Raw genomic sequence first — 20,948 nt, 5'->3', positions numbered from 1 at the left:
ACGCTCAACTCCAGCCCAAGAGGACTTTGCCCTATGAACATGGCCACCACTGCTGCCACCAAATTGCCACCCTCGAACCATCCTCTCGCCGAAGTGATTCACCGTTTAGAAGCAGGCGGGTCAATGGTTCCCGATACACCGGAAAATTTGATGAAAATCATTGGCATGTATAAAGCTTACTCTGTGCCAATGGACTTCTACTGGCGGGACTTGCTGTATCTGGGTGAACGAGTCTTTATTGATCCGCTGCCGTTCTTCAAGTATTTGCCGACTGAAGATTACTGGAAGTTGCACAATCACTATGCCGGAGATGATGCTGATCTGCGGATTTGGCGAGGCGGCGCGGAATACCACCCAGAGTTGAAGGAATTCCTGGAGAAGGGTGAAATTGGCAAAATGCCCCGTCTGCTGCATCACCTGTGGCACGATCGCATCAATATGGAATTCTCCGAAGACCTGGCACGGGCGATGATGTGGCATCGGATGAGCGGTAAGTTGGAGGCATTCCTGGATTCTGAGGAATACATCAACAATGCTAACCGGGCGATCGTGGCCTATTTGAGAGCAAATCCCCTGTACACACCCCTGCTGGCTCTGCACAAGTTATTCCCGCAAATGTTCCTAGAACAGGCACGGATGGCCACTTACATGTCGATTCTGGGGCTGTTCTGGGAAATTATGGCTCCCATGTTCTTTGAAATGTCCGATCGCTACGATGAGGGAAGCATCAGAACCGTGCCGGAGGCGATGGACTTTCTGGTGAATGGGATTTTTGCGATCGCAGGTCGCCCCATTTACCACCATGTCTACATCAAGGGCGAATGCTACGAAATCATTCCCAAGTCGAAGGGCTTTATGTGGTTATATGAAGCGGCCTGGCCCTATGTGGAAGCTGTCTTTTACCGCACCGCACCATTCCGGGGCACCAAGTCCTATAATGCTCAGGCCAATGAAGTGCCCAGTGAACAAATTGATTTCCACTACGGCATTTTGTTTGCAGATAAGTTCCCAGTCGGCACCGCAGGCATTCCTCCCACCCTGCTGCACCAGGATATGTACCACTTCCTGCCCCCCTACTTAAAGGAGCACTTCTTGCAAAATTGCCGGGGTGAAGATGACATTCTTGTGCAGTTGGGGATCGCCTTCCAGCGATCAATGTACAACGTTACCTCAGCTGTATTACAAGCCACCCGCGCGGCCTTGCTCTATCCCCTGGATGATCCTAATCCCAGACACCTGCAAGCCAATCGGGACTTTTTTGAAGCCCAAATGGATCGCTTCATTCGTCCCCAGTATGGTATTGCCAATGCCTGTCGCATTCGCATGATTCAAACCGATACCTATAAGTAGAGGCAGGTTCATTCTAAGAGGATGTTTTGAAGGCCTGTCTCTTTGTCACCCTGGCGACTGAAGTCGTGGCTATAGGGAGAAACCCTGCCGACGCAGGTTACTGAAAAGTTTGATTTCATCGAGTCTGCGTCGGCAGACTGGGTGAGTGTAGTGGCGGTTTTAACCGCCGGATAGCTGATAGATTGGGCGATCGCCTGAGCTAGGAACTACTGCTTTCCTGGTTAATATTTGCGCTCCTGAGGTTGAAACAGGGTAATATTAACGGGCAAGTAGCTGAGGTCGATCCCAGCAGGGGAATAGTAGGCCAGGGTGTGTTTCAGGAAGTTGGCATCATCCCGATCAGGATAATCTTCCCGCGAGTGAGAACCTCGGCTTTCCTTGCGATTCAGGGCTGAAGTAAGAATCATCTCGCCAACGATCATTAAACTGCGGAGTTCGATCGCTTCGATTAGCTCCGTATTCCAGCAGGTGCCGCGATCGTCCAGACGAACCTGACTGTAAAGTTGTTGAATCTCCTTGAGACGGGCGAGTCCTTCCTGCATCACATCCTCAGAGCGGAACACGCCACAGTAATGAGTCATGCAATCCTGATACTGCTGGCGAATCTCGTTGATCCGATACTGTCCGGTCTGATTCAGCAATCCCTGGAGTTGCTCTTTGGCTTCGTTCAGGTAACGGGCTTCGTCCACGTCCGGGAGTTTGCGGTTTTGCACGTAGCGGGCGATCGTTGCTCCCGTTCGTCGTCCATAAACCACACATTCCAGCAGGGAGTTACTCCCCAGCCGATTGGCTCCATGTACAGAAACACAGGCCGCCTCGCCAGCCGCAAAAAATCCTTCCACCAACTCGTCTGGACTGCGGCGCACCTGACCATCCGTATTTACGGGAATGCCACCCATAGAGTAATGAACTGTAGGTCGCACAGGCATAGGCTGATGCACAGCATCGATCCCCAACAGTCGATGGGCTTCTTCCCAACAGAAAGGCACCCGGTTCATGATCTTTTCCTCACCCATGTGGCGTAAGTCCAGATACACGAATGGCCCGCCGGCACTGCCATCGGGATTAATTCCCCGTCCAGCACGAATTTCGCGGGTGATGGCACGGGAGGTGATATCACGGGGAGCCAGTTCCATGCGGCTGGGGGCATAGTCTTCCATGAATCGCCGTCCCTCGCTGTTAATCAGGTAGGCTCCCTCTCCCCGCACTGCTTCCGAAATCAGCACGCCAACCGGATACAGCCCAGTGGGATGGAATTGGACAAACTCCATATCTTCCAGAGGCAACCCGGCCAACGCCGTCATCGCCAATCCATCCCCGGTAGACGCAAAATCATTGGAGGTGGTGTTGTAGACCCGACCGTAGCCACCCGTGGCGAACATCACGGCTTTGGCGCGAATCACCTCCAGTTGACCATCCAGAAGGTGGTACATGACGACTCCCTTCACCTGTCTCTCTTCCAGGATCAGCCGCATCACATACCATTCGTCATAAATCTTTACGCCATGCCGCATCAGGTTACAAATCAGTTCGTGCAGAATGGCGTGTCCGGTTTTGTCGGCAGCGTAGCAGGTGCGGTTGTGGGAATGGCCGCCAAAGGCCCGCTGGGCAATTCGACCATTGGGAAACCGGGAGAACAACACACCCATGTGTTCCAGGTCGATCACGACTTCTGGTGCTTCACGGGTGAGAATTTCTACAGCATCCTGGTCGGCCAGGTAGTCAGATCCTTTGACGGTATCGAAAGCATGAGATTCCCAGGAGTCTGTAGGATCAGCGTTTTGCAGAACGGCAGCAATTCCTCCCTGGGCCGCAACGGAGTGAGAGCGGATGGGGTGGGTTTTGGCAATCAGACCAACGCTCAGATTGGGAGCCAGACGAGCGATTTCGAGGGCGGCACGGGAACCTGCGAGTCCACCCCCAATGATAATGACATCGTGTTCAAGCATAGAGATTAAACGTGGGGAAAAGTTTTCTACCGGGGCAGAGAACAACTGAGGATGGGTTGGCGCTGCGTAATGCCTCATTTCCAGCCCTAGTTAACGCGGCAGCGATCGCCTCATCCATCCTACAAAATTCGCTGTTATTGAGTTTTCATTGCTTAATCTTTAACTGACGACTTGTGCGGTTCGCTGGCTGGACGCATCTGCCGTTACAGACGTAGAGCTTTTGACCGTAGCGGGATCAATCGCCGAGATCTCAATGTGGTTCAGCAACGTCGTGACAAACGCAAACAGAAGAAATGGCAGGGTTAGTACCAGAATCAGACCGACTGTCGCCAGGGCAAATACAGGACAACTTGCCCCCATAAAACCCATTGAGGCCGCCAGACTGACGAAAATCACGATCAGCCAAACAATAATTTGACCGGCCTCTAGAAGTTTGCTAGTACGACAGGCTGTAAATCTATAAGGTATAAGGTAAAGCTGGAAGGAAACGTTTGGGGATTTCTAAATCTTTTTGAAATGTTCGCAATACAGCTTTACAACTAGCGTCTCATCTGTTGCTCTAGTTCAACATTTCCCCAGTGGAAGTAAAGGGTTTCTGTAACACATCTTTCAGTTTGAGCTTTTCATTTTGAATGGGTTCTCGCTCCCGTGCATCTCACCTGAGAACGATTATGGCTATTCTTCCACCGTTTCTACTTATTTTGGATACCAGTGCCTTACTTGCTGGAGAAACCCAGCAGTGGCAGGAGATCACTCGCCTGGGAGAGTGTTTTGTGCCAGAGGCTGGTCTGGAGGCAATACAAATGTTGTGCGATCGCGCCAGTGAACCAGAGATCGAAAGTAAAGCCAGAGAGTTCATGCGCTTCTTTAAAGCCAGTGGGTGGCAGACGACTAACGCGATCGCCGAGCATCCCTCTTTGCAGCCCGCCGCAGGTCATGCCTTAAGCCAACGAGCACGACTGGCTCTGGAGGTACTACAAAATGCTTACGGACTGGCCCATCGGCGTTCAGAGAGTCTGGTGATCCTGGTGGCGAATGATCACCCCCTGCTGCAACGGCTTTTGGGATTGAACCGGTCTAACCTGTGTGGTATTCCTCTGACTGCTCTGGTGCAATGGAGCCGCACTCAACGCCGACCGGCTACCGTCAACCATCACCTGCAATTGATGCGGTCTACAACCCCAGTTACCAGTGAAGTCGCCCAGTCCCAGGAAGTCTCTGCCCCTCATTCACTGCCGCCAAAACAGAGCGCCAGTCGCCAAACGGCTGCCCGTCAGATTTCAGCTCACCAACGATCGGCCAGTCCTCCTCCTGCTTCTGCTCCCGTGCGATCGCCTATTTCTCGTCCCAGCGCCAGGACTTCCTCGCCTCCCCGTCGAATCCGCCGTTCTTTCCGGTTTTCCAGTTTTCTGGCCAATCTGATTACCCTAGCTGTTCTGGCGATCGGGGGAGGTGCCCTCTGGCGATTCATTCATCCCGCCAGTTTCAACCAATTCTGGCAACAGTTGCCGTTTGTTGGACGATGAAAATATGGCATCAGGGGCAGAACATAGGGACAGAGGTTCAAGAGGATGATGTTTATGCAGTGTGATCAGATCAAACCTGGTTTAGTCAAAAACTTACAGAAGTTGCATCAGAGTTCCAAATATATGGCTCCAGCGCTGGCTTTAGCAGCAGTGCTGTCTCTGGGTATGGGCATGGGTTCGGGAAAACCCGCGATCGCTTTATCCTTCATGGCAAACCAGCCTGGCTTTGTGATCAGTGCCGCACCTGCTCAAACTGTCCAACCGCCCCCAACGCTGATCAGCACCCTGCGGCGATCGCTCAGCAAGCAAACTGGCATTCCCGCTAAAGCATTACAAGTCGTGGAAAGTTCCCCAAAAACCTGGCCAAATGGTTGCCTGGGGTTGGCCAGACCCGATGAAATGTGTACCCAGGTAATGATCCCAGGTTGGCGGGTGGTGTTCTCTCATGGCTCCCAACGATGGATCTACCGGACAGACGCAACGGGAAAAACCCATCGTTTGGAGTAACTACTCAGCCACTCCCGGATCATTGCGGGGAAGCTTTTCTACGTAGGCTGCCAGCTTGTAGCGAATCTCACGGAAATAGCCCACCTTTCTTGTGTAGATTCTTCGCAAAGACTTGATTAAATTTCAGTCAAACTACGGTTTTCCAATCGAGTTATGCTATTTATTGAAAAGGGTTGTAATACATCGTTCGTTATTTATAAACAGCTTGTATTCCTATGACAGGGTGTGGGTGGGAAATTTCGTGTTTTCACTGTAAATTTCAACCTCCCCTTGCATTTCTTGGAGATTAAGCAAAAAGAATATGAAGACTTCCTCTAACCATCCCCATATCCACCCAGTGGAGTCGGGCACGCGATCGCCACACTCCCACCCTGCGCAAGACATCAATTCGTCAGAAGCGGGATTCTATTACTTTGCCTATGGCTCTTGTATGTGCCCGGTTGATTTGAAGCGAACATTAGGTGAAAGTACTCATCCCTACGTGATTGGTCACGCCACACTCAAAGGCTACCGATTGGGCTTCTACCGTCAATCTCCTCGGCGAAAATGTGGTGTTCTGGATGTGGTAAAAGATACTAACTCCAAAGTTGAGGGAGTCTTGTATTATTTACCCTGGCGGTTAAGCGATCGTCTGGATGAACGGGAAGAAGTCCCCCACGGCTATTGCCATGAAACGATCGAAGTGCATTGCCAAAACAAAATTTATAGCAATGTTCGCACCTATGTGGTGGTGAATAAGCTGAAAGAAGAATTAGCGCCGAATGACTGGTATTTCAGTGTGGTCATGCGGGGCGCTGTTACTTGCGGTTTACCAGAACAGTATTGTTGGCAACTCTTTAACCACATGCACCAACTCCAACAGCAGCAGTGGGTTTCTCCCTTGCGCTCTGCTTAGCTATGCATGAAGTTTGCTATCAGATATCTGGATTGGCTATGAAGGAGGAGGTATTCATTTACCACTGTCCGATCGCGGAGTGATGCGAGATGAAACGAGGGGCGGCAATGGTGATGCGATGGTGGAAACGATCGCCCATCTTCCTGAAAACGTTACTCATAGGATTTGCACTACTGCTCAGTGTGCGATCGCTACCTTATTTAACTCCGATTCGATCGTCTGACCTGATGCAAAAGCAGCAAGCGGTAGAATTTGTCGATCGTAATGGCCTGCCCCTAGGAACGATTCTTAGTCGCGATCAAAACCATGCTATTGCCGTCCCTTTGGCTCAGGTGTCACCGCATTTCCTCCAAGCGATCGTCGCAGCGGAGGACAAGCGGTTTTACCAGCATGGGGCGCTGGATGAGCGGGCGATCGGGCGTGCTCTATTAGAAGCAGTTCAGGCACGTCAAATTGTCAGTGGAGCTTCAACAATCACCATGCAACTGGCTCGCATGATTGATCCGGTGCCTTTCGGTGTGCTTGGCAAACTCCGGGAAATCTGGACATCCTGGCGACTATTTGCAGGTATGAGTCGGGATGAGGTGTTGCAAGCTTATGTGAATCGGTTGCCAATGGGTAGCAATATTTATGGCATAGAAGCGGCTGCTCGCACTTACTTTGGCATTCCGGCCAGTGACCTAACTCTGGCTCAGGCGAGTTTGCTCGCTGGCATTCCCAATGATCCAAATAATTTGCAACCTTACGATCGCCTAATTCCCCTCAAACGTCGCCAAACCTATGTGTTGAATCGGATGGTGGAGGATGGTTATATCACTCGTGCAGAGGGCGATCGGGCCTATGCGGAAGAAGTAGCCTTGCAACCAAGAACACAGGGAATTATCGCCGCTCCTCACTTTCAGTTTTGGTTGGCGCAACATTTACCAGAGAATCATCTGGCTCAGGTGCAAACGACCCTCGATCGCCCCCTGCAACAGTTTGTTGAAACTCAAGTCCAGCAGGTTATTCAAAGTTTGTCATCGCATAACGTGCATCATGCTGCCGCCTTAGTTGTGGAAAATCAAACCGGAGCGGTACTGGCCTATGTGGGTTCACCAGACTACTTCGCGGCAGCACAAATGGGACGCAATGATGGTGTGCAAGCCTTACGGCAACCCGGTTCTACCCTGAAGCCCTTTGTCTATGAACTGGCTCTAGAACAACGAGTGATTCGTCCCAATGCGATTCTGGCTGATGTCCCAACCCGCTACGCTATTCCCGGTGCCCGCCTTTATAGCCCTTCCGATTACAGCGAAACTTTTCAAGGACCAGTCCGAGTTCGTTATGCCTTAGCTAATTCTCTAAATATCCCCGCTGTTCGCACCCTGGAGAAAGTTGGCGTGAAAGCCTTTCTGGAACGGTTACACCAACTGGGCTTTACGCACCTGACTGAACCCCCTGAACATTATGGTTTAGGACTGGCCCTCGGTAGTGGAGAAGTGAGCCTGTGGGAATTAGCACGGGCTTATCTAGCGATCGCACGGCAGGGTGAACTTGTTGAATTAAAAAGTATCAGCTCTGAATCGAACAACTCTTTAATTCAAAATTCCAAATTCCAAATTCAAAATTCCTCTTCCTGGCAACTGATCACCGATATGCTCGCCGATCCCCATGCGCGGGCCAAAGCGTTTGGAGTAAATTCCTTACTGGCTTTACCGTTTCCAGCCGCCGTGAAAACGGGTACCTCCTCCGATTACCGGGATACCTGGACAGTTGGATTCACAAGGGATTACACCGTTGCGGTATGGGTCGGCAACTTTGACAGCACTCCCATGCAAAAGGTGTCCGGGGTAACGGGGGCGGCTCCGTTGTGGAATCGGATCATGCTACATCTGCATGAAAACCAGGAACCGGAGAATTTTCCTCCCCCTGAAGGACTGGTTCAACGGCCGATCTGTGCTTTGTCGGGTGCCCGACCCACTCCGGCCTGTCCTTCTGTGGTGCAGGAGTATTTGTTTCCTGAAGACCTGGCTGCCTACGAACAACAACCCGATCCCTTTTATCAGGTGGCTACAGATCAGCATGGTCGATCGCACTACCAACTACACCTGCCTGCTGAATATAACGAATGGTTGGCGATGCAATCTTCCACAGAAGTCGTTAGTCCGATTTCGACGGGCGATCGCCTGAAGATCATCACTCCCCAAAACGGCGACTTTTTTGTCATCGGCAAGACATCAGGAGAGCAAGGTGCAGCGGCTCAACGATTGCAATTCAAAGTCACCAACTCTTCCAGTAAACCTGTTGAATGGCGGCTCAATGGTCAGTTGCTGGCGACTCAAACTGCCAACTCCTGGTTCTGGACTCCCCAACCAGGAACCTGGACGTTGCAGGTGAGCAGCGCGGGCAAAACTGATCGGATCAGCTTTGAAGTGCAACTTGTAGAGGCCAAACCCACCCGTCAGGGATTTTCCTTTAGTGTCGATTCGTTCACTCAAACCGCGCCAGGTGGTGCAGGAGGTTTCTACCCCCTCCAGGAAGAGTCAATCCAAGGGTGGTCAAAAAGCCCAAGTCAAGGTTTCCGGCAAAGAAGTGGCATCATCTCAATCAGGAAACCCAACGACCGCCACTGATTTTTGCGATTCCCAACTTTGCTTAAAGCTTAACCGAGAACCATCGGGTTAAAAGCCTAGGTCATCGTCCCATACATTAGTCAGTCCAGCCGGAATGACCGATCGCTCTAGCCCTATCTTTTGGCTTTCCCGCTGGGTTTGCATTTCCACTGAAATCGCCTCTATACGAATATCCAGACTGCCTTGAGGAGCGGTAATCTCCAAATTGGTTTCTAGCTGATCAAAGCCATTGGGAGAAAAGTCCATCAGCCAACGAGGGCCATCCAACAGGGTGCGGGTCTGGCGATCGCTCACCCATAACTTGACGGCAATTCGCGGCCCAATATCAGGCAGTTTGACCCGCAGTTGAATGGGGGAATCTGCAATAATTTGGTCGGTCAAAATTTCCACCACAGGAGTTGGTACTGGGGTGTCTTCCGGCAAGGCGAGCCATTGATTCTGAGGCACCTCAGAGTTGAGATTTAGGCGGCGACGGGGCGATCGAGGAACTTCAGCTCGCCAGGACAAATCATCCTCCACCACAATTTCTTTAGCCATTGCCCCGGTTTCCAGGAACACAGGAGACGAAGTTGCAACTCGGCTTGTCTCCGGAGACACAGTGCTTCCTGTAGAGGCATGGGCCAAGGATTGTTTGAGCGAAACTGTCAGGGCAGGATCCTCTGCTAACTGGATTAAGCGATGCAAAAACCGCTCCTGTAACTTTAAGGATTGAAATTCTAACCGGATTGGCGAAGCGGCATCCTCATCCGGGGGGGATGAGGGCAGCACACGGGACAGTTCTGGGCAAGTTCCAGGCTGAACAGCCGATTCCCTGGCTTCAGGAGGGCAAGACTGGGGCACGTTGGCTGCGGATGCTTGGGCTGCAGAGGCGATCAGTGGACTTTCTAAGTCAGCGGCTTCTAGAGATCCTGCGGCTTCCAGAGGGGGTTGCTCCAGAGTAGTAGTTTCCAGAGCAACAGTCTGACTGGACTCTTGTAAACTCGCCCCCTGAAAGACTGAGCCCTCTTCAATGGGTGCGGCAACTGCTGAGGAAAATAAATCCTCAAGTGAGGCATCACCTGGGGGAGAGGCAGCCGGAACTCCAGCAGGGGAACGGTCAAAAACAGGCAGCTCCAGATGTTTTTTGCCGATCGCTCGCTCAGGGGCAGGATAAAGTTGAGGCGGTAAAATTTGTTTCAAAGCGGCTGGCGCAGTATTGCCAGGGATAAAAGGACGAACCGCAGACTGAGAGCTTCCTGCCTGAACAGGTTGGTTGACCGTCTGCACTGGCGGATGTTCCTCTGGGGCAGAGGCAAAGGTCGTCAGATTGAGAAATGAAAGATCTAGTGGAGATTTCAGTTTCTCCTGCCGCAACTTTAGGGAAAATTGCACCGCTAAATCTGCCAACTCGGCTCCACGAGAGCCATCTTCCAGCATCGCCCGATTCAGCGCTGCATTCACTTTTTTCAATTCTTCGACCAAATTCTCTGGATCAACCGTGACCGTAAAGGGCATCACCTGCAGCGCAATCAATGCTTCATCCTGATTCGGCTGAGAGCCATATAAAACAACTTCTCCAAGCAGCAAGAAGGTAGCCAGGGTATGGGGTAGAGATACAGAAAATTTGAAGTTCAGGGGCGGTACACCACCGGGAAAAGCTTGCTGCTCCCGCATCAGAATGGTTGAGCTTTGTGGATCTCGTAGACATAGATGCAGTTCTCTGGCAACAACCCCCTCTAAGGAAGATGAAGAACCAATTTCTGAGGTCGTTGTGGAAAGGACATCCTCGCCCGAAGTAGGAGTTCGTAGCCAGTGAGCGGGAATTTCTGTCTCCAGTTGGGCCAGGTCGTCTACTACAATCTGTCCGGCCAGGGTAAAGATCTGGCCTCGACTCGCGGTTAGCGCCGTCCGCTCGAGTTGCAACCGGAGGGTGGAAACATTCAGAGCCGGCACAGCCTCTTCCATTTCCGCAGACGCACTGTCTCCTGAGTCAGATATCGCGGGTAGGGCAGACAGTGGCTCAGATTCAGGGCTGGCGATCGCACCCGTAGTTGCTCCAGATTCCCAATGAAACTCCCGGAATGCCTCGTCAACCACCTGATGCGATAACTGGTCGTCAGTCATTGCCAGCAGCCGCTCCATGGACAGACCCTTAGATTGCGCCACTTCGACCACTGGCGAGGCTGTGGGTTGAGGGGAGGCTTCCTCTATGGCCTCAACCGGTGTCTCACTTGAAGATTTTGCTGAAGTTGGAAGATCTGAATGATCTGTTGCAGATGGTATGGCCCAGTCATCCGGCTCCCCTTCGGCAACAGGGGCAGCCACACTTAAACAGACCGTATGGTGCAAAGTATCCCCCATCAAGTCAGACATGGGATCGGTGGAAAAACAGGAAATTTCCCAGAGTCCCGCCTTCAGGTAGGTGAAGGGAATCACCACCATTAAGCCATTGCCATTGGTGCGGCTGGAGCGTTTCTGGATGCGGCGCTTGGGCGGATCTTCTTCCGTCGCTAAATGGCAGATGCGAATTCCGATATCGGTGTTAACCTGGGAGGAACGCGCCACCATACGGTAGCGTCCTTCTAAAATTTCTGCATCTGGGGCATCCAGCGGTAGCCAGGAGCGATCGCCATCTTTTTGCAGGAGAAATTTCCACTCTTCCATAACTTACACTCGACGGAATCTTGCCGCTGATTTCAGGGGATTATCAATCTATATTTAGTGTTCAGGCTGGAACATTATCCAGTCTTAAAGGCATAAGAATACTAGATATAGGCAACAAGTGATAGTTTTTTACAAAAATTTTCGTTTTAAATCGACAAATTTCGGGTAAGCGACGCAACTCAACCCAGCCTCTCACCGCTGGCTAGTTTAACGGTCTGCAGAATTTCCAAAAAAAGCCTGTAACACTGGGGATGTATGGTCAGATCGCCAGATGGCAGAGAGTTGGCGAGTCAGAGGCAGGTTGGCGATCGCCCGATAGACAACCCCGGTGCGCTGAATATTTTGCACATTACTACTGGGTAGAATTGCCACACCCACTCCTGCTGCGACCAGACTGAGGAGAGTGAGCAGCCAGGTGGCTTTGGCATTTTGCATCAGGTTGGGAGTTAAGCCGGCCTGCTGAAACTGCTGCAGTACTTCCTGATAAAAGGGAAATGCTTTAAGAGAGGGCAACAACAGAGATTCTTGAGTCAGTGCTGCCAGGGAAATTGAGGCTTGAGCCGTGAGGGGATGGGCTTCTGGCAGGGCGACGACCAATTCTTCCTGAAACAGAGGCAGGAGTTGAAATTGTGGATTCTGACTGTAGGGAGCGGGAATATGTTCAAATCCGATATCTAAGCGGCGATCGCGTAATTCTTGCAGTTGCTGCTCCATCGTCAGTTCTCGCAGTTCCAGTTCCACCTCCGGGTACTGCTGGCGAAAGGTGCGCAAAATATCCGGTAAAACACTGTTAGAAACAGCGCTGCTAATGCCAATGACTAATTGGCCCAACTCTCCCCGACTAGCCCGTTTAGCTTTAGTGATACCCCGCTCCAGATGCCTTAAGGCCAGTTGCGCCTCAGCCCAAAATACTGTTCCGGCTGCCGTCAATTGCAAAGGGCGATGGCGGCGATCGAACAGTTGCACTTGCAGCGCTTTTTCCAGCGATCGCACCCGTTGACTCAAAGGAGGTTGCTCAATGTGCAGGCGATCGGCAGCCCGGCTGAAGTTATTCTCGGCTTCCACAACCGCCAGAAAATAGCAAATCTGCCTTAATTCCAGGGTGCTGAGCCGCTGCCATTCCATCACTATATCGCTACTGATATTTTGATTGAAATAAATCACTATTGAAAGTATATCTTGGCTTGCTTATGCTGATAGCACTCTCACTCGGCAATCCATCATGGCACCCACAACCTCGCAACACTGGCAATTTTGGATCGATCGCGGTGGCACCTTCACCGATATTGTGGCGCGTAAACCGGATGGCAGCCTGACCGTTCACAAACTCCTTTCTGAGAACCCCGAACGTTACAAAGATGCAGCAATCCAGGGCATTCGGGAACTGCTGGGCCTGTCTGGAGATGATCCCATTCCGGCTGACCAAATTGCCGCCGTCAAAATGGGGACAACAGTGGCCACCAATGCTCTGTTAGAGCGCAAGGGCGATCGTACTTTGTTAGTCACCACTCAGGGATTTCGGGATGTGTTGCGCATTGGGTACCAAAACCGCCCCAACATTTTTGCCCGCCAGATTGTGCTGCCAGAGATGTTGTATGAGCAGGTGATTGAAGTCAACGAACGCTACACCGCTCAGGGAGAAGAACTGATTCCGATTACGGCAGCCGAGACAGCCCGGTTAAGCACGCTCTTACAAGCCGCTTACGACAAGGGAATTCGTTCCTGCGCGATCGCCCTTTTACATGGCTACTGCTATCCCCAGCATGAACAGCAGGTTGCAGAACTTGCCCGCGCGATCGGCTTTCCCCAGATATCCGTCTCCCATCAAGTCAGTCCCCTGATAAAACTCGTCAGTCGGGGCGATACCACCGTCGTCGATGCCTACCTTTCCCCAATTTTACGGCGATATGTGAATCAGGTAGCGGAAGATCTGGGGGGACAGGGATCAGGGATTGGAGATCAGGGATCAGGGATTAGGGATCGGGAATTAGAAGGTGGGAAGCAGGAAATAGAAACCCAACTAACAGCCTCCCCTCAATCCCCAGCCCCTAATTCCCAATTCCCCCGTCTACTCTTCATGCAATCTAACGGTGGCCTCACTGATGCCCAGGCGTTTCAGGGCAAGGACAGCATTCTGTCGGGGCCAGCGGGAGGCATTGTGGGAGCGGTGCAGACAAGTCAGATGGCTGGATTGGAGAAGGTGATCACCTTTGATATGGGGGGGACTTCTACAGACGTGGCCCATTATGCTGGGGAGTATGAACGGGCGTTCGAGACGGAAGTGGCCGGGGTGAGACTGCGAGCACCAATGATGTCGATTCATACCGTGGCGGCAGGCGGCGGGTCAATTTTGTTTTTTGATGGTTCTCGCTATCGGGTGGGGCCAGAATCGGCTGGAGCCAATCCGGGGCCAGCCTGCTACCGTCGTGGTGGGCCACTAGCAGTCACAGATTGCAATGTGATGTTAGGCCGGATTCAGCCAGAATTTTTTCCTCAGGTGTTTGGGTTGGAGGGTAATTTGTCTCTGGATGCAGAGATTGTGCGCCAGAAATTCACGCAATTTGCAGAGGAGATTCAAGCTGCCACTGGAGACGGACGATCGCCGGAACAGGTGGCTGAAGGATTTCTGGCGATCGCAGTGGAAAAAATGGCAAATGCAATCAAAAAGATCTCTGTGCAACGGGGGTACGACATTACCGAGTACACTCTCTGCTGCTTTGGGGGAGCCGGAGGACAACATGCCTGCGCGATCGCCAATTCCCTTGGCATGAGGCAAGTCTTCATTCATCCGTATGCAGGCGTATTGTCGGCTTATGGCATGGGGCTGGCGAATCAAAGTGTGATTCGGGAGCGATCGGTAGAAGCACCCCTGAGCGAGGCTACCCTGCCCCAGTTGCAGCAAACCCTGGCTGATTTGGAAGCCCTGGCCAGAGCCGAACTGCAATCACAGCTCGATGCCGATGCCCAGGTGGAAATCCTGCCTACAGCCCATCTTCGCTACGAAGGCACGGACTCGGCTTTGCTCGTAGACTTTGGCGATATACCCACCATGACTCAACGGTTTGAGCAGGCTCACTTTCAGCGCTACGGCTTCATTGCCAGCGACAAAGCCATCGTCGTGGAAGCCCTTTCTCTGGAAGCAGTGGGGCTGTCTGCCCACTTGAATGAACCAGACATCACGCGCCAACGTCATCAACCTTTGGCCGCGATCGCTACCCGTCCCATGTACGTCTCCGGCTCCTGGCAAGACGTGCCTCTCTTCCAGCGAGACGATTTATTGCCCGGAGATGTAATTCCTGGCCCCGCGATCGTCCTGGAAGCCATCGGCACCAATGTGATTGAACCTGGATGGCAGGCGGAGTTAACGCAGAAAGGGCATTTGATGGTGAAGAAAGTAGGCGATCAGGAATTAGGGATCAGGGATCGGGGATTAGGGATTAGGGATCCGCAGGAAGCGTCATTAGCCATCGGTCATTCGTCATTGGAACACCAGAGACAAAGAACAAAGAACGAAGGACAATCCAAAATCCAAAATTCAGTATCTCCCTCTCTCCCTCTCTCCCCCTCCCCACCCCCCAATCCCCAATCCCCAATCCCCAATCCCCCTGATCCGGTCTTGCTGGAAATCTTCAATCACCTGTTCATGGCGATCGCCGAGCAGATGGGCTTTACCCTGCAAAACACCAGCTATTCCGTCAATATTAAGGAGCGGTTAGACTTCTCCTGCGCCATTTTTGATCAGCAGGGCCAGTTGGTAGCGAATGCGCCCCACATCCCAGTTCATTTGGGGTCAATGGGCGAAAGTGTGCAATCCCTGATTCGCGATCGCGGTTCGTCTCTCAAACCGGGTGACGTCTATGTGTCGAACAATCCGTATAACGGGGGCACTCATTTGCCCGATGTCACGGTGATTACACCAGTCTTTGCGGAGGAAAGGCAGAAGTCAGAATGCAGAGGGCAGCAAGATGGGGGAGATGGGGGAGATGAAGAAGCAATTTATAATTCAAAATTCATAATTCATAATTCTCCCCTCTTCTATGTCGCTTCCCGTGGTCATCATGCCGACATTGGGGGAATCACGCCCGGTTCAATGCCACCGAATAGTGTGAGTATTGACCAGGAAGGGATTTTGATTGACAACTTTCAACTTGTCGAAGCAGGACGGTTTCGGGAAGCAGAATTATTGGAACTGCTGACTTCCGGTGCCTATCCCGTTCGCAATCCGGTGCAGAACTTAGCAGATTTAAAAGCGCAGGTGGCAGCTAACGCGAAAGGGATTCAGGAACTGCAGGCGATGGTACGGCACTTTGGGTTGGAAACAGTCCAGGCTTATATGCAGCATGTTCAAGATAATGCGGAAGCCTCGGTGCGGCGGGTGATTGATGCCCTACATGATGGTGCTTTCACCTATCAGATGGATGATGGCTGTCAGATTCAGGTACAGATTGCCATCGATCGCGCTACTCGCAGCGCTACCATTGACTTTACGGGTACCTCTCCGCAACAGCCGAATAACTTTAATGCTCCCTTAGCGGTCTGCAAAGCGGCTGTACTGTATGTCTTCCGCACCCTGGTCAACGATGACATCCCCCTGAATGCAGGATGTTTAAAACCGTTAACCATCCACGTTCCTGCAGGCTGTCTGCTTAATCCCCAACCACCTGCCGCTGTGGTGGCCGGAAATGTCGAAACTTCTCAAACAGTGACAGATGCGCTGTATGGGGCATTAGGCGCAATGGCTGCGTCTCAGGGCACCATGAACAATTTCACCTTTGGCAACCAGCGCTACCAGTATTACGAAACCATCTGTGGCGGTTCTGGAGCTGGCCCCACCTTCGCTGGTACGGATGCCGTTCATACCCACATGACCAACTCCCGCCTCACCGATCCAGAAGTTTTAGAATGGCGATTTCCCGTCCTGTTGGAAACTTTCTCGATTCGTCCTGACAGTGGAGGATCAGGAACCTATCCCGGTGGCAACGGGGTGATTCGCCGGGTTCGCTTTCGGGAACCGATGACGGCTGCAATTCTCTCTGGTCATCGCCTCGTTCCCCCCTTCGGGTTGCAGGGGGGCAGTCCCGGTAGAACAGGCTGCAATCGGGTAGAACGGGCAGATGGCAGGGTGGAAAATTTGGGCAGCAAAGCAGAGGTTGACATGCAGGCAGGAGATGTGTTTGTGATTGAAACACCGGGAGGCGGAGGGTTTGGAGGGGGAAAGTGAAGCTCTGAACACCCCCTCCACCCCTTTTCCTGCTCTATTCCTCTTAAAGGCGTGGATAATGAATGCTCAAGTCCTGTTTTAAAAACCGTCCATGTCGTTGTCTGCTGCACTACGGGTTAGAGGTATTCTGCTAGGAAAAATGACTGGGATGTGGATTGCGGCTAATGCTGGCTTAACGGCGATCGCGGCTCCTCCATCCCTGTTTCTGAATCCTGCTACCATACCCTTTACATCAGGTCGGTTACAGCTTTTCAACTTGCCTCACCAGGATGTCTGGCTCCAGGTGAATAGCTTCAATGCGATGAGTCGCGCCACTCCTGTGACTTTATGGGCTACCTACTATTCCATTCATCGTGCTCAAGCCGTGGCCAATGGGCAGCCGCTACTGGATCTCAGGGGACAACCGCTAGGGCCACGGCTGTCTCGTGAGGACTGGTGCCATGCCGCGTTGGAAGGAACGGTACAGATTATGGAATTCGGAGGCCGAACCTCTGTCTATAACTTTGCGGGTCGGGGCAACACGCCGCAGACAGACTGTTCCCCGTTTTTCAGTAGTCTTTCCAGTTCTACGCTGGAGCGGGTAAATCGGGTCAGGTTTGCTCTCGCCAAAAACTCCTATGGTCAGGGGACGGATGGGTATCGCCTGGTGCCTTACCGGACGATCGCCGTCGATCGCACTCAGATTCCCATTGGTTCCGTTATCTACATTCCAGAAGCACGGGGAAAAATTGTTACGTTGCCGTCCGGAGATCGGGTGTTCCATGATGGGTTCTTCTTCGCTGCTGACGTGGGGAGTGGGATTAAGGGCAATCACATCGATATTTTCATTGGCACTTCCATGAAAAATCCCTTTCCTTTCATCACCAGTCGTTCTACGGGTACCTTCCGTGCTTTCCTGATTCAGGATGCTGATATTAGGCAGGCGCTGTTTGCCTTGCATCGGAGTGGAAGGTAGAAGCAGGGGGAGAGCGACAGGTTAATCGTCGCCTGATCGCTCCAGTTCGTTAAAATAGGGCTTCAGGCTCTGGGGGATCGATCGCGGAATGGGAAACGCCTCTCGGGGTTGAGCGCAGGTTGCTGATAGTTGAGAGTGAAGGGTTATGGAATTTGCTGATCGTTTGGGGCCTCTTCGATCGAATGTGTTCGCGGATATGGATCAGGCGAAAGCTAGAGCCAGAGCGCTGGGTCGGGAGTTAATTGATCTTTCGCTAGGATCCTCAGATTTGCCTGCCCAGCCTCATGTCCTAGAAGCGATCGCTCAATCGCTCTCCGATCCTCAGACACACGGCTACCTGTTGTTTCACGGCACCCGTCCTTTCCGGGAAGCCGCCGCCACCTGGTATCAGCAAAAGTTTGGGATAGCGGTTGACCCAGAAACTGAAGTTCTACCCCTGATTGGTTCTCAGGAAGGCACTGCCCATTTACCCCTGGCCATCCTGAATCCGGGTGATTTTGCGCTGCTGCTCGATCCGGGTTATCCCTCCCATGCTGGCGGCGTTTATCTGGCGAGTGGCCAAATCTATGCTATGCCCCTACTAGCGGAAAATAATTTCCTCCCTGTATTCGCAGAGATTCCGACTCCCGTACTGGCTCAGGCCAAAATGATGGTCTTGAGTTATCCCCATAACCCCACCACCGCGATCGCCCCTCTTTCCTTCTTTCAGGACGCCGTCGCCTTCTGCCAGCAACACAACCTCGTCCTCGTCCACGACTTCCCCTACGTCGATCTCATCTTCCCCACACCCCACACCCTACACCCTACATCGCCTTCCTCCCTGGCTCCCTCCATCCTGCAGGCCGACCCCGACAAAACCGTTTCCATTGAATTCTTCACCCTGTCCAAGTCTTACAACATGGGCGGTTTCCGAGTGGGATACGCGATCGGCAATCGTGAGTTAATTCGGGCGTTACGGCAGGTCAAAGCAGCGATTGACTTTAATCAGTATCGCGGCATTTTGAATGGGGCGATCGCCGCCCTGACTGGCCCCCAGGATGGCGTGCAAGCATCTGTAGAAATCTTTCGTCAGCGTCGAGATACATTTGTCAATGCCCTGCACCGGATCGGTTGGCAAGTTCCCTGGCCAGAAGCTACGATGTACGTCTGGGCAAGGCTTCCCGAACCCTGGGTCAAGGACTCCATCAAGTTTTGTGTGCAACTGGTTGAGGCGACCGGAGTTGCGGTATCACCCGGAGCCGGATTTGGTAAATCTGGGGAAGGCTATGTCCGGTTTGCCCTGGTCCACAATCCGGCAATTTTGGAAACTGCCGTGGAACGAATTCACCAGTTTCTAGAAACCAATCGATAACGATTTTGGCTGGTAGAGACGTTCCGGCGGAACGTCTCTACGGAATACATTCATTACCTAGTCCCCTTTATCGGGTGAAAGCCCTGGGAGTCCAGCACGAAACTCACCCGTATAGCGCTTACCATTGGCATAAACCAGGGTTCCCCGACCTTCTGGCCGTCCGTTGCGTAACTCTCCGGTGTAACTTCTAAAAGGACTGCCACTGGGGTAGGTGCAGGTGCCTCGACCGTCTAGATCATTGTTGTAAAATACGCCACTACACCGCATACCATTGGCATGGGTCACCACTCCATTACCATTAATGGTTCCTAAATAAAACTTTCCAGTATAGGCGTAGGCATACTTGCCATTTTTCAGAAAGGTGAAAATGCCTAGGCCATGCGGTTGTCCTCCGCCAAATTGTCCTTCGTATTTATTGCCATTAGCGTAGGTATAAGTTCCCTGACCGTGAAATTCACCGTTCCGGAAGCTCCCCTCGTAGCGCTCATTATTGGCGACTAAAAACATCCCTCGACCGTTGGGGCGACCGTTGCGAACTTGTCCCTGATAGCGATCGCCATTCCTATACACGATCGTTCCATTGCCAGTAAACGTGCCGTTTCGGACATCTCCCCGGTAATAATCATAGGGCGTGCCAGATTCTACTTCGCCCTGATCGCCTCGCTGGACACAGATACCATTGCCATTATTGCCCTGAAATCGTCCCTCGCATTGCCAGCCTCCGGCTAATTGCAGAAATCCATATCGTGCACGGGCTGGTAAGTGGGTACCGAAGCTAAGAACTGTACCCATCAAGGTGAGCGTCAACCCACTCATGAGGTATTGAACTTGCTTAACTGAGCAACCCTTCATAGTAGTCTCCACAGGGCAATGCCTACTTTTTGAATGTCTACTTTTAGGACAATACAGAATCGGACGATGCAGACGGGTAGTAAAACCGTGTCTGAGATTAACTGTAGTTTCTTTTCAGGAAAACTCCAGTATTTTGGCCAGACTTCCATTCAATTATACGTTTAATTTTATACGTTTAATTAAATAAATGCAGCATTTTCTTGCGGGCGAAATTCAAGATTAATTGTTCAGCAACTGGCATCCGGAACAGCCTAATTTGCCGGCATCAGTTGTTGTTCGATCGCGGCCAAGTGTTACAGGGAATTTCCCTGTATTCTGCCCTTAAAAAGTGGGAAAGCCAGGATCAAATTTGAGGAGTTTCAACAGAATAAACCTAATAGAGTTATCTTGGAATTAAAGTCTTTTGAGAGGGGGTATTTGTCATGCGTCGGCCTAAGCTGGTGGCATTTATTGGGGTGATAACGGTAGCGATCGCGGGATGCGCCTCAGATGAAACCCCACCTGTAGCCACATCACCCGCCGTTAGTCCTAGCCCTGCTGTCAGTTCCCAACCCGCCCCATCGCCTACAAAGCCTGCCACTGCCCAACCTTTAGTTACCCAGAAGCCACCTGCTCCTGCTATTCCAGGGTTAATTCAACCAACCAATTCTCAGGAACGGGCACGGCAAGTTCAGACTGAGATCAAAAACCAACCTCGCGATCCCTTTGCCGGACTGCTACCGAATGTGCCGATCGCACCTGCTGCATCTCCTCAACCTGTACCATCCGCACCCGGATTACCTGGTCCTCAGCCAGGAACTCAACCGGCTGGGGGGATGGGGAGTCCAGCACCGAATCCACCTGGAACTCGTCCTTCACCGGACCGGGGTACAACAACGGCTCGAGGTAATACGGGTGGCTCCACGATCCAGCCCAAAGTCAGCGTTGCTTCTCCATCAATTCCCAAAGCTCAGGACACTCCCCTAGGATTCAACATTCCCCCAATTCTCCCAATTCCCCCAAAAGTCAGCGTTGCGTCTCCATCAATTCCCAAAGCTCAGGACGCTCCCCGAGGATTCAACATTCGCCCCACGCTCGCAAGTCCGCC

At 52.1% G+C, this 20,948-nt stretch carries 14 protein-coding genes and 1 pseudogene; 10 read left to right on the top strand and 5 right to left on the bottom strand.

Translation table 11 applies throughout. The features are described 5' to 3' along the window. Positions 1–33 precede the first annotated feature (33 nt). The gene (locus ACUVQO_RS13570; RefSeq protein WP_445926404.1) at positions 34–1,350 is read left to right on the top strand and encodes a CO2 hydration protein; all 1,317 of its coding nucleotides are present in this window, start codon (positions 34–36) and stop codon (positions 1,348–1,350) included. 221 nt (positions 1,351–1,571) lie between these two features. On the opposite strand, the gene ACUVQO_RS13565 is transcribed toward ACUVQO_RS13570, so the two are convergent. Together ACUVQO_RS13565 and ACUVQO_RS13560 are read right to left on the bottom strand one after the other, a co-directional pair. Next, positions 1,572–3,299 carry a succinate dehydrogenase/fumarate reductase flavoprotein subunit gene (locus ACUVQO_RS13565; RefSeq protein ID WP_445926403.1) on the bottom strand — a complete coding sequence of 576 codons (1,728 nt, stop codon included), beginning with the start codon at positions 3,297–3,299 and terminating at the stop codon, positions 1,572–1,574. 159 nt (positions 3,300–3,458) lie between these two features. Continuing rightward, positions 3,459–3,695, bottom strand: coding sequence for a hypothetical protein (locus tag ACUVQO_RS13560; RefSeq protein ID WP_445926402.1), 237 nt, complete (start codon positions 3,693–3,695; stop codon positions 3,459–3,461). Between the two features lie 275 nt (positions 3,696–3,970). On the opposite strand from ACUVQO_RS13560, the gene ACUVQO_RS13555 reads away from it, so the two are divergent. The 5 genes from ACUVQO_RS13555 to pbpC all read left to right on the top strand — a co-directional run bounded on the left by ACUVQO_RS13555 (position 3,971) and on the right by pbpC (position 8,839). After that, on the top strand, positions 3,971–4,825 hold the full coding sequence (locus ACUVQO_RS13555; RefSeq protein WP_445926401.1) for a PIN domain-containing protein: 855 nt from the start codon (positions 3,971–3,973) through the stop codon (positions 4,823–4,825). 54 nt (positions 4,826–4,879) lie between these two features. Further along, positions 4,880–5,332 carry a hypothetical protein gene (locus ACUVQO_RS13550; RefSeq protein WP_445926400.1) on the top strand — a complete coding sequence of 151 codons (453 nt, stop codon included), beginning with the start codon at positions 4,880–4,882 and terminating at the stop codon, positions 5,330–5,332. 301 nt (positions 5,333–5,633) lie between these two features. Continuing rightward, complete coding sequence (locus ACUVQO_RS13545; RefSeq protein ID WP_445926399.1) at positions 5,634–6,227, top strand: gamma-glutamylcyclotransferase; 594 nt, start codon at positions 5,634–5,636, stop codon at positions 6,225–6,227. Between the two features lie 13 nt (positions 6,228–6,240). After that, positions 6,241–6,450: a hypothetical protein gene (locus ACUVQO_RS13540; protein ID WP_445926398.1), complete on the top strand. Its 210-nt coding sequence runs from the start codon at positions 6,241–6,243 to the stop codon at positions 6,448–6,450. Next, entirely contained in the window at positions 6,410–8,839 is a 2,430-nt protein-coding gene (pbpC, locus tag ACUVQO_RS13535; RefSeq protein ID WP_445926397.1) for a penicillin-binding protein 1C, read from the top strand. The genes ACUVQO_RS13540 and pbpC overlap by 41 nt, the downstream gene beginning before the upstream one ends. A 48-nt stretch (positions 8,840–8,887) precedes the next feature. Here pbpC and ACUVQO_RS13530 read toward each other — a convergent pair whose 3' ends face one another. Together ACUVQO_RS13530 and ACUVQO_RS13525 are read right to left on the bottom strand one after the other, a co-directional pair. After that, complete coding sequence (locus tag ACUVQO_RS13530; RefSeq protein ID WP_445926396.1) at positions 8,888–11,482, bottom strand: hypothetical protein; 2,595 nt, start codon at positions 11,480–11,482, stop codon at positions 8,888–8,890. Positions 11,483–11,689: 207 nt separating this feature from the next. Next, positions 11,690–12,646, bottom strand: coding sequence for a LysR family transcriptional regulator (locus ACUVQO_RS13525; protein WP_445926395.1), 957 nt, complete (start codon positions 12,644–12,646; stop codon positions 11,690–11,692). Positions 12,647–12,704: 58 nt separating this feature from the next. Here ACUVQO_RS13525 and ACUVQO_RS13520 point away from each other — a divergent pair, with 58 nt between their 5' ends. The 3 genes from ACUVQO_RS13520 to ACUVQO_RS13510 all read left to right on the top strand — a co-directional run bounded on the left by ACUVQO_RS13520 (position 12,705) and on the right by ACUVQO_RS13510 (position 19,009). Then, the gene (locus tag ACUVQO_RS13520; RefSeq protein ID WP_445926394.1) at positions 12,705–16,703 is read left to right on the top strand and encodes a hydantoinase B/oxoprolinase family protein; all 3,999 of its coding nucleotides are present in this window, start codon (positions 12,705–12,707) and stop codon (positions 16,701–16,703) included. Positions 16,704–16,794: 91 nt separating this feature from the next. Then, positions 16,795–17,658 (top strand): 3D domain-containing protein, encoded by an 864-nt coding sequence (locus ACUVQO_RS13515; protein WP_445926393.1) that lies wholly within the window; start codon positions 16,795–16,797, stop codon positions 17,656–17,658. A gap of 145 nt (positions 17,659–17,803) precedes the next feature. After that, positions 17,804–19,009 carry an LL-diaminopimelate aminotransferase gene (locus tag ACUVQO_RS13510; RefSeq protein WP_445926392.1) on the top strand — a complete coding sequence of 402 codons (1,206 nt, stop codon included), beginning with the start codon at positions 17,804–17,806 and terminating at the stop codon, positions 19,007–19,009. A gap of 57 nt (positions 19,010–19,066) precedes the next feature. Here the strand turns inward: ACUVQO_RS13510 and ACUVQO_RS13505 are convergent, their stop codons facing one another. Continuing rightward, the gene (locus tag ACUVQO_RS13505; RefSeq protein ID WP_445926391.1) at positions 19,067–19,825 is read right to left on the bottom strand and encodes an MORN repeat-containing protein; all 759 of its coding nucleotides are present in this window, start codon (positions 19,823–19,825) and stop codon (positions 19,067–19,069) included. A gap of 458 nt (positions 19,826–20,283) precedes the next feature. Here ACUVQO_RS13505 and ACUVQO_RS13500 point away from each other — a divergent pair. After that, a pseudogene (locus tag ACUVQO_RS13500) lies at positions 20,284–20,948 on the top strand (hypothetical protein); the annotation flags it as partial.

The sequence above is a fragment of the Leptodesmis sp. genome (assembly GCF_052746595.1).
The sequence above is the reverse complement of the archived record's forward strand: the minus strand, read 5'-3'. Positions and strand labels throughout refer to the sequence as shown.

Coding starts and splice junctions, on each gene's coding strand:
- ACUVQO_RS13570 (WP_445926404.1), top strand. CDS start 34: ATGAACATGGCCACCACTGCTGCCACCAAATTGCCACCCTCGAACCAT.
- ACUVQO_RS13565 (WP_445926403.1), bottom strand. CDS start 3,299: ATGCTTGAACACGATGTCATTATCATTGGGGGTGGACTCGCAGGTTCC.
- ACUVQO_RS13555 (WP_445926401.1), top strand. CDS start 3,971: ATGGCTATTCTTCCACCGTTTCTACTTATTTTGGATACCAGTGCCTTA.
- ACUVQO_RS13550 (WP_445926400.1), top strand. CDS start 4,880: ATGCAGTGTGATCAGATCAAACCTGGTTTAGTCAAAAACTTACAGAAG.
- ACUVQO_RS13545 (WP_445926399.1), top strand. CDS start 5,634: ATGAAGACTTCCTCTAACCATCCCCATATCCACCCAGTGGAGTCGGGC.
- ACUVQO_RS13530 (WP_445926396.1), bottom strand. CDS start 11,482: ATGGAAGAGTGGAAATTTCTCCTGCAAAAAGATGGCGATCGCTCCTGG.
- ACUVQO_RS13520 (WP_445926394.1), top strand. CDS start 12,705: ATGGCACCCACAACCTCGCAACACTGGCAATTTTGGATCGATCGCGGT.
- ACUVQO_RS13515 (WP_445926393.1), top strand. CDS start 16,795: ATGTCGTTGTCTGCTGCACTACGGGTTAGAGGTATTCTGCTAGGAAAA.
- ACUVQO_RS13510 (WP_445926392.1), top strand. CDS start 17,804: ATGGAATTTGCTGATCGTTTGGGGCCTCTTCGATCGAATGTGTTCGCG.
- ACUVQO_RS13505 (WP_445926391.1), bottom strand. CDS start 19,825: ATGAGTGGGTTGACGCTCACCTTGATGGGTACAGTTCTTAGCTTCGGT.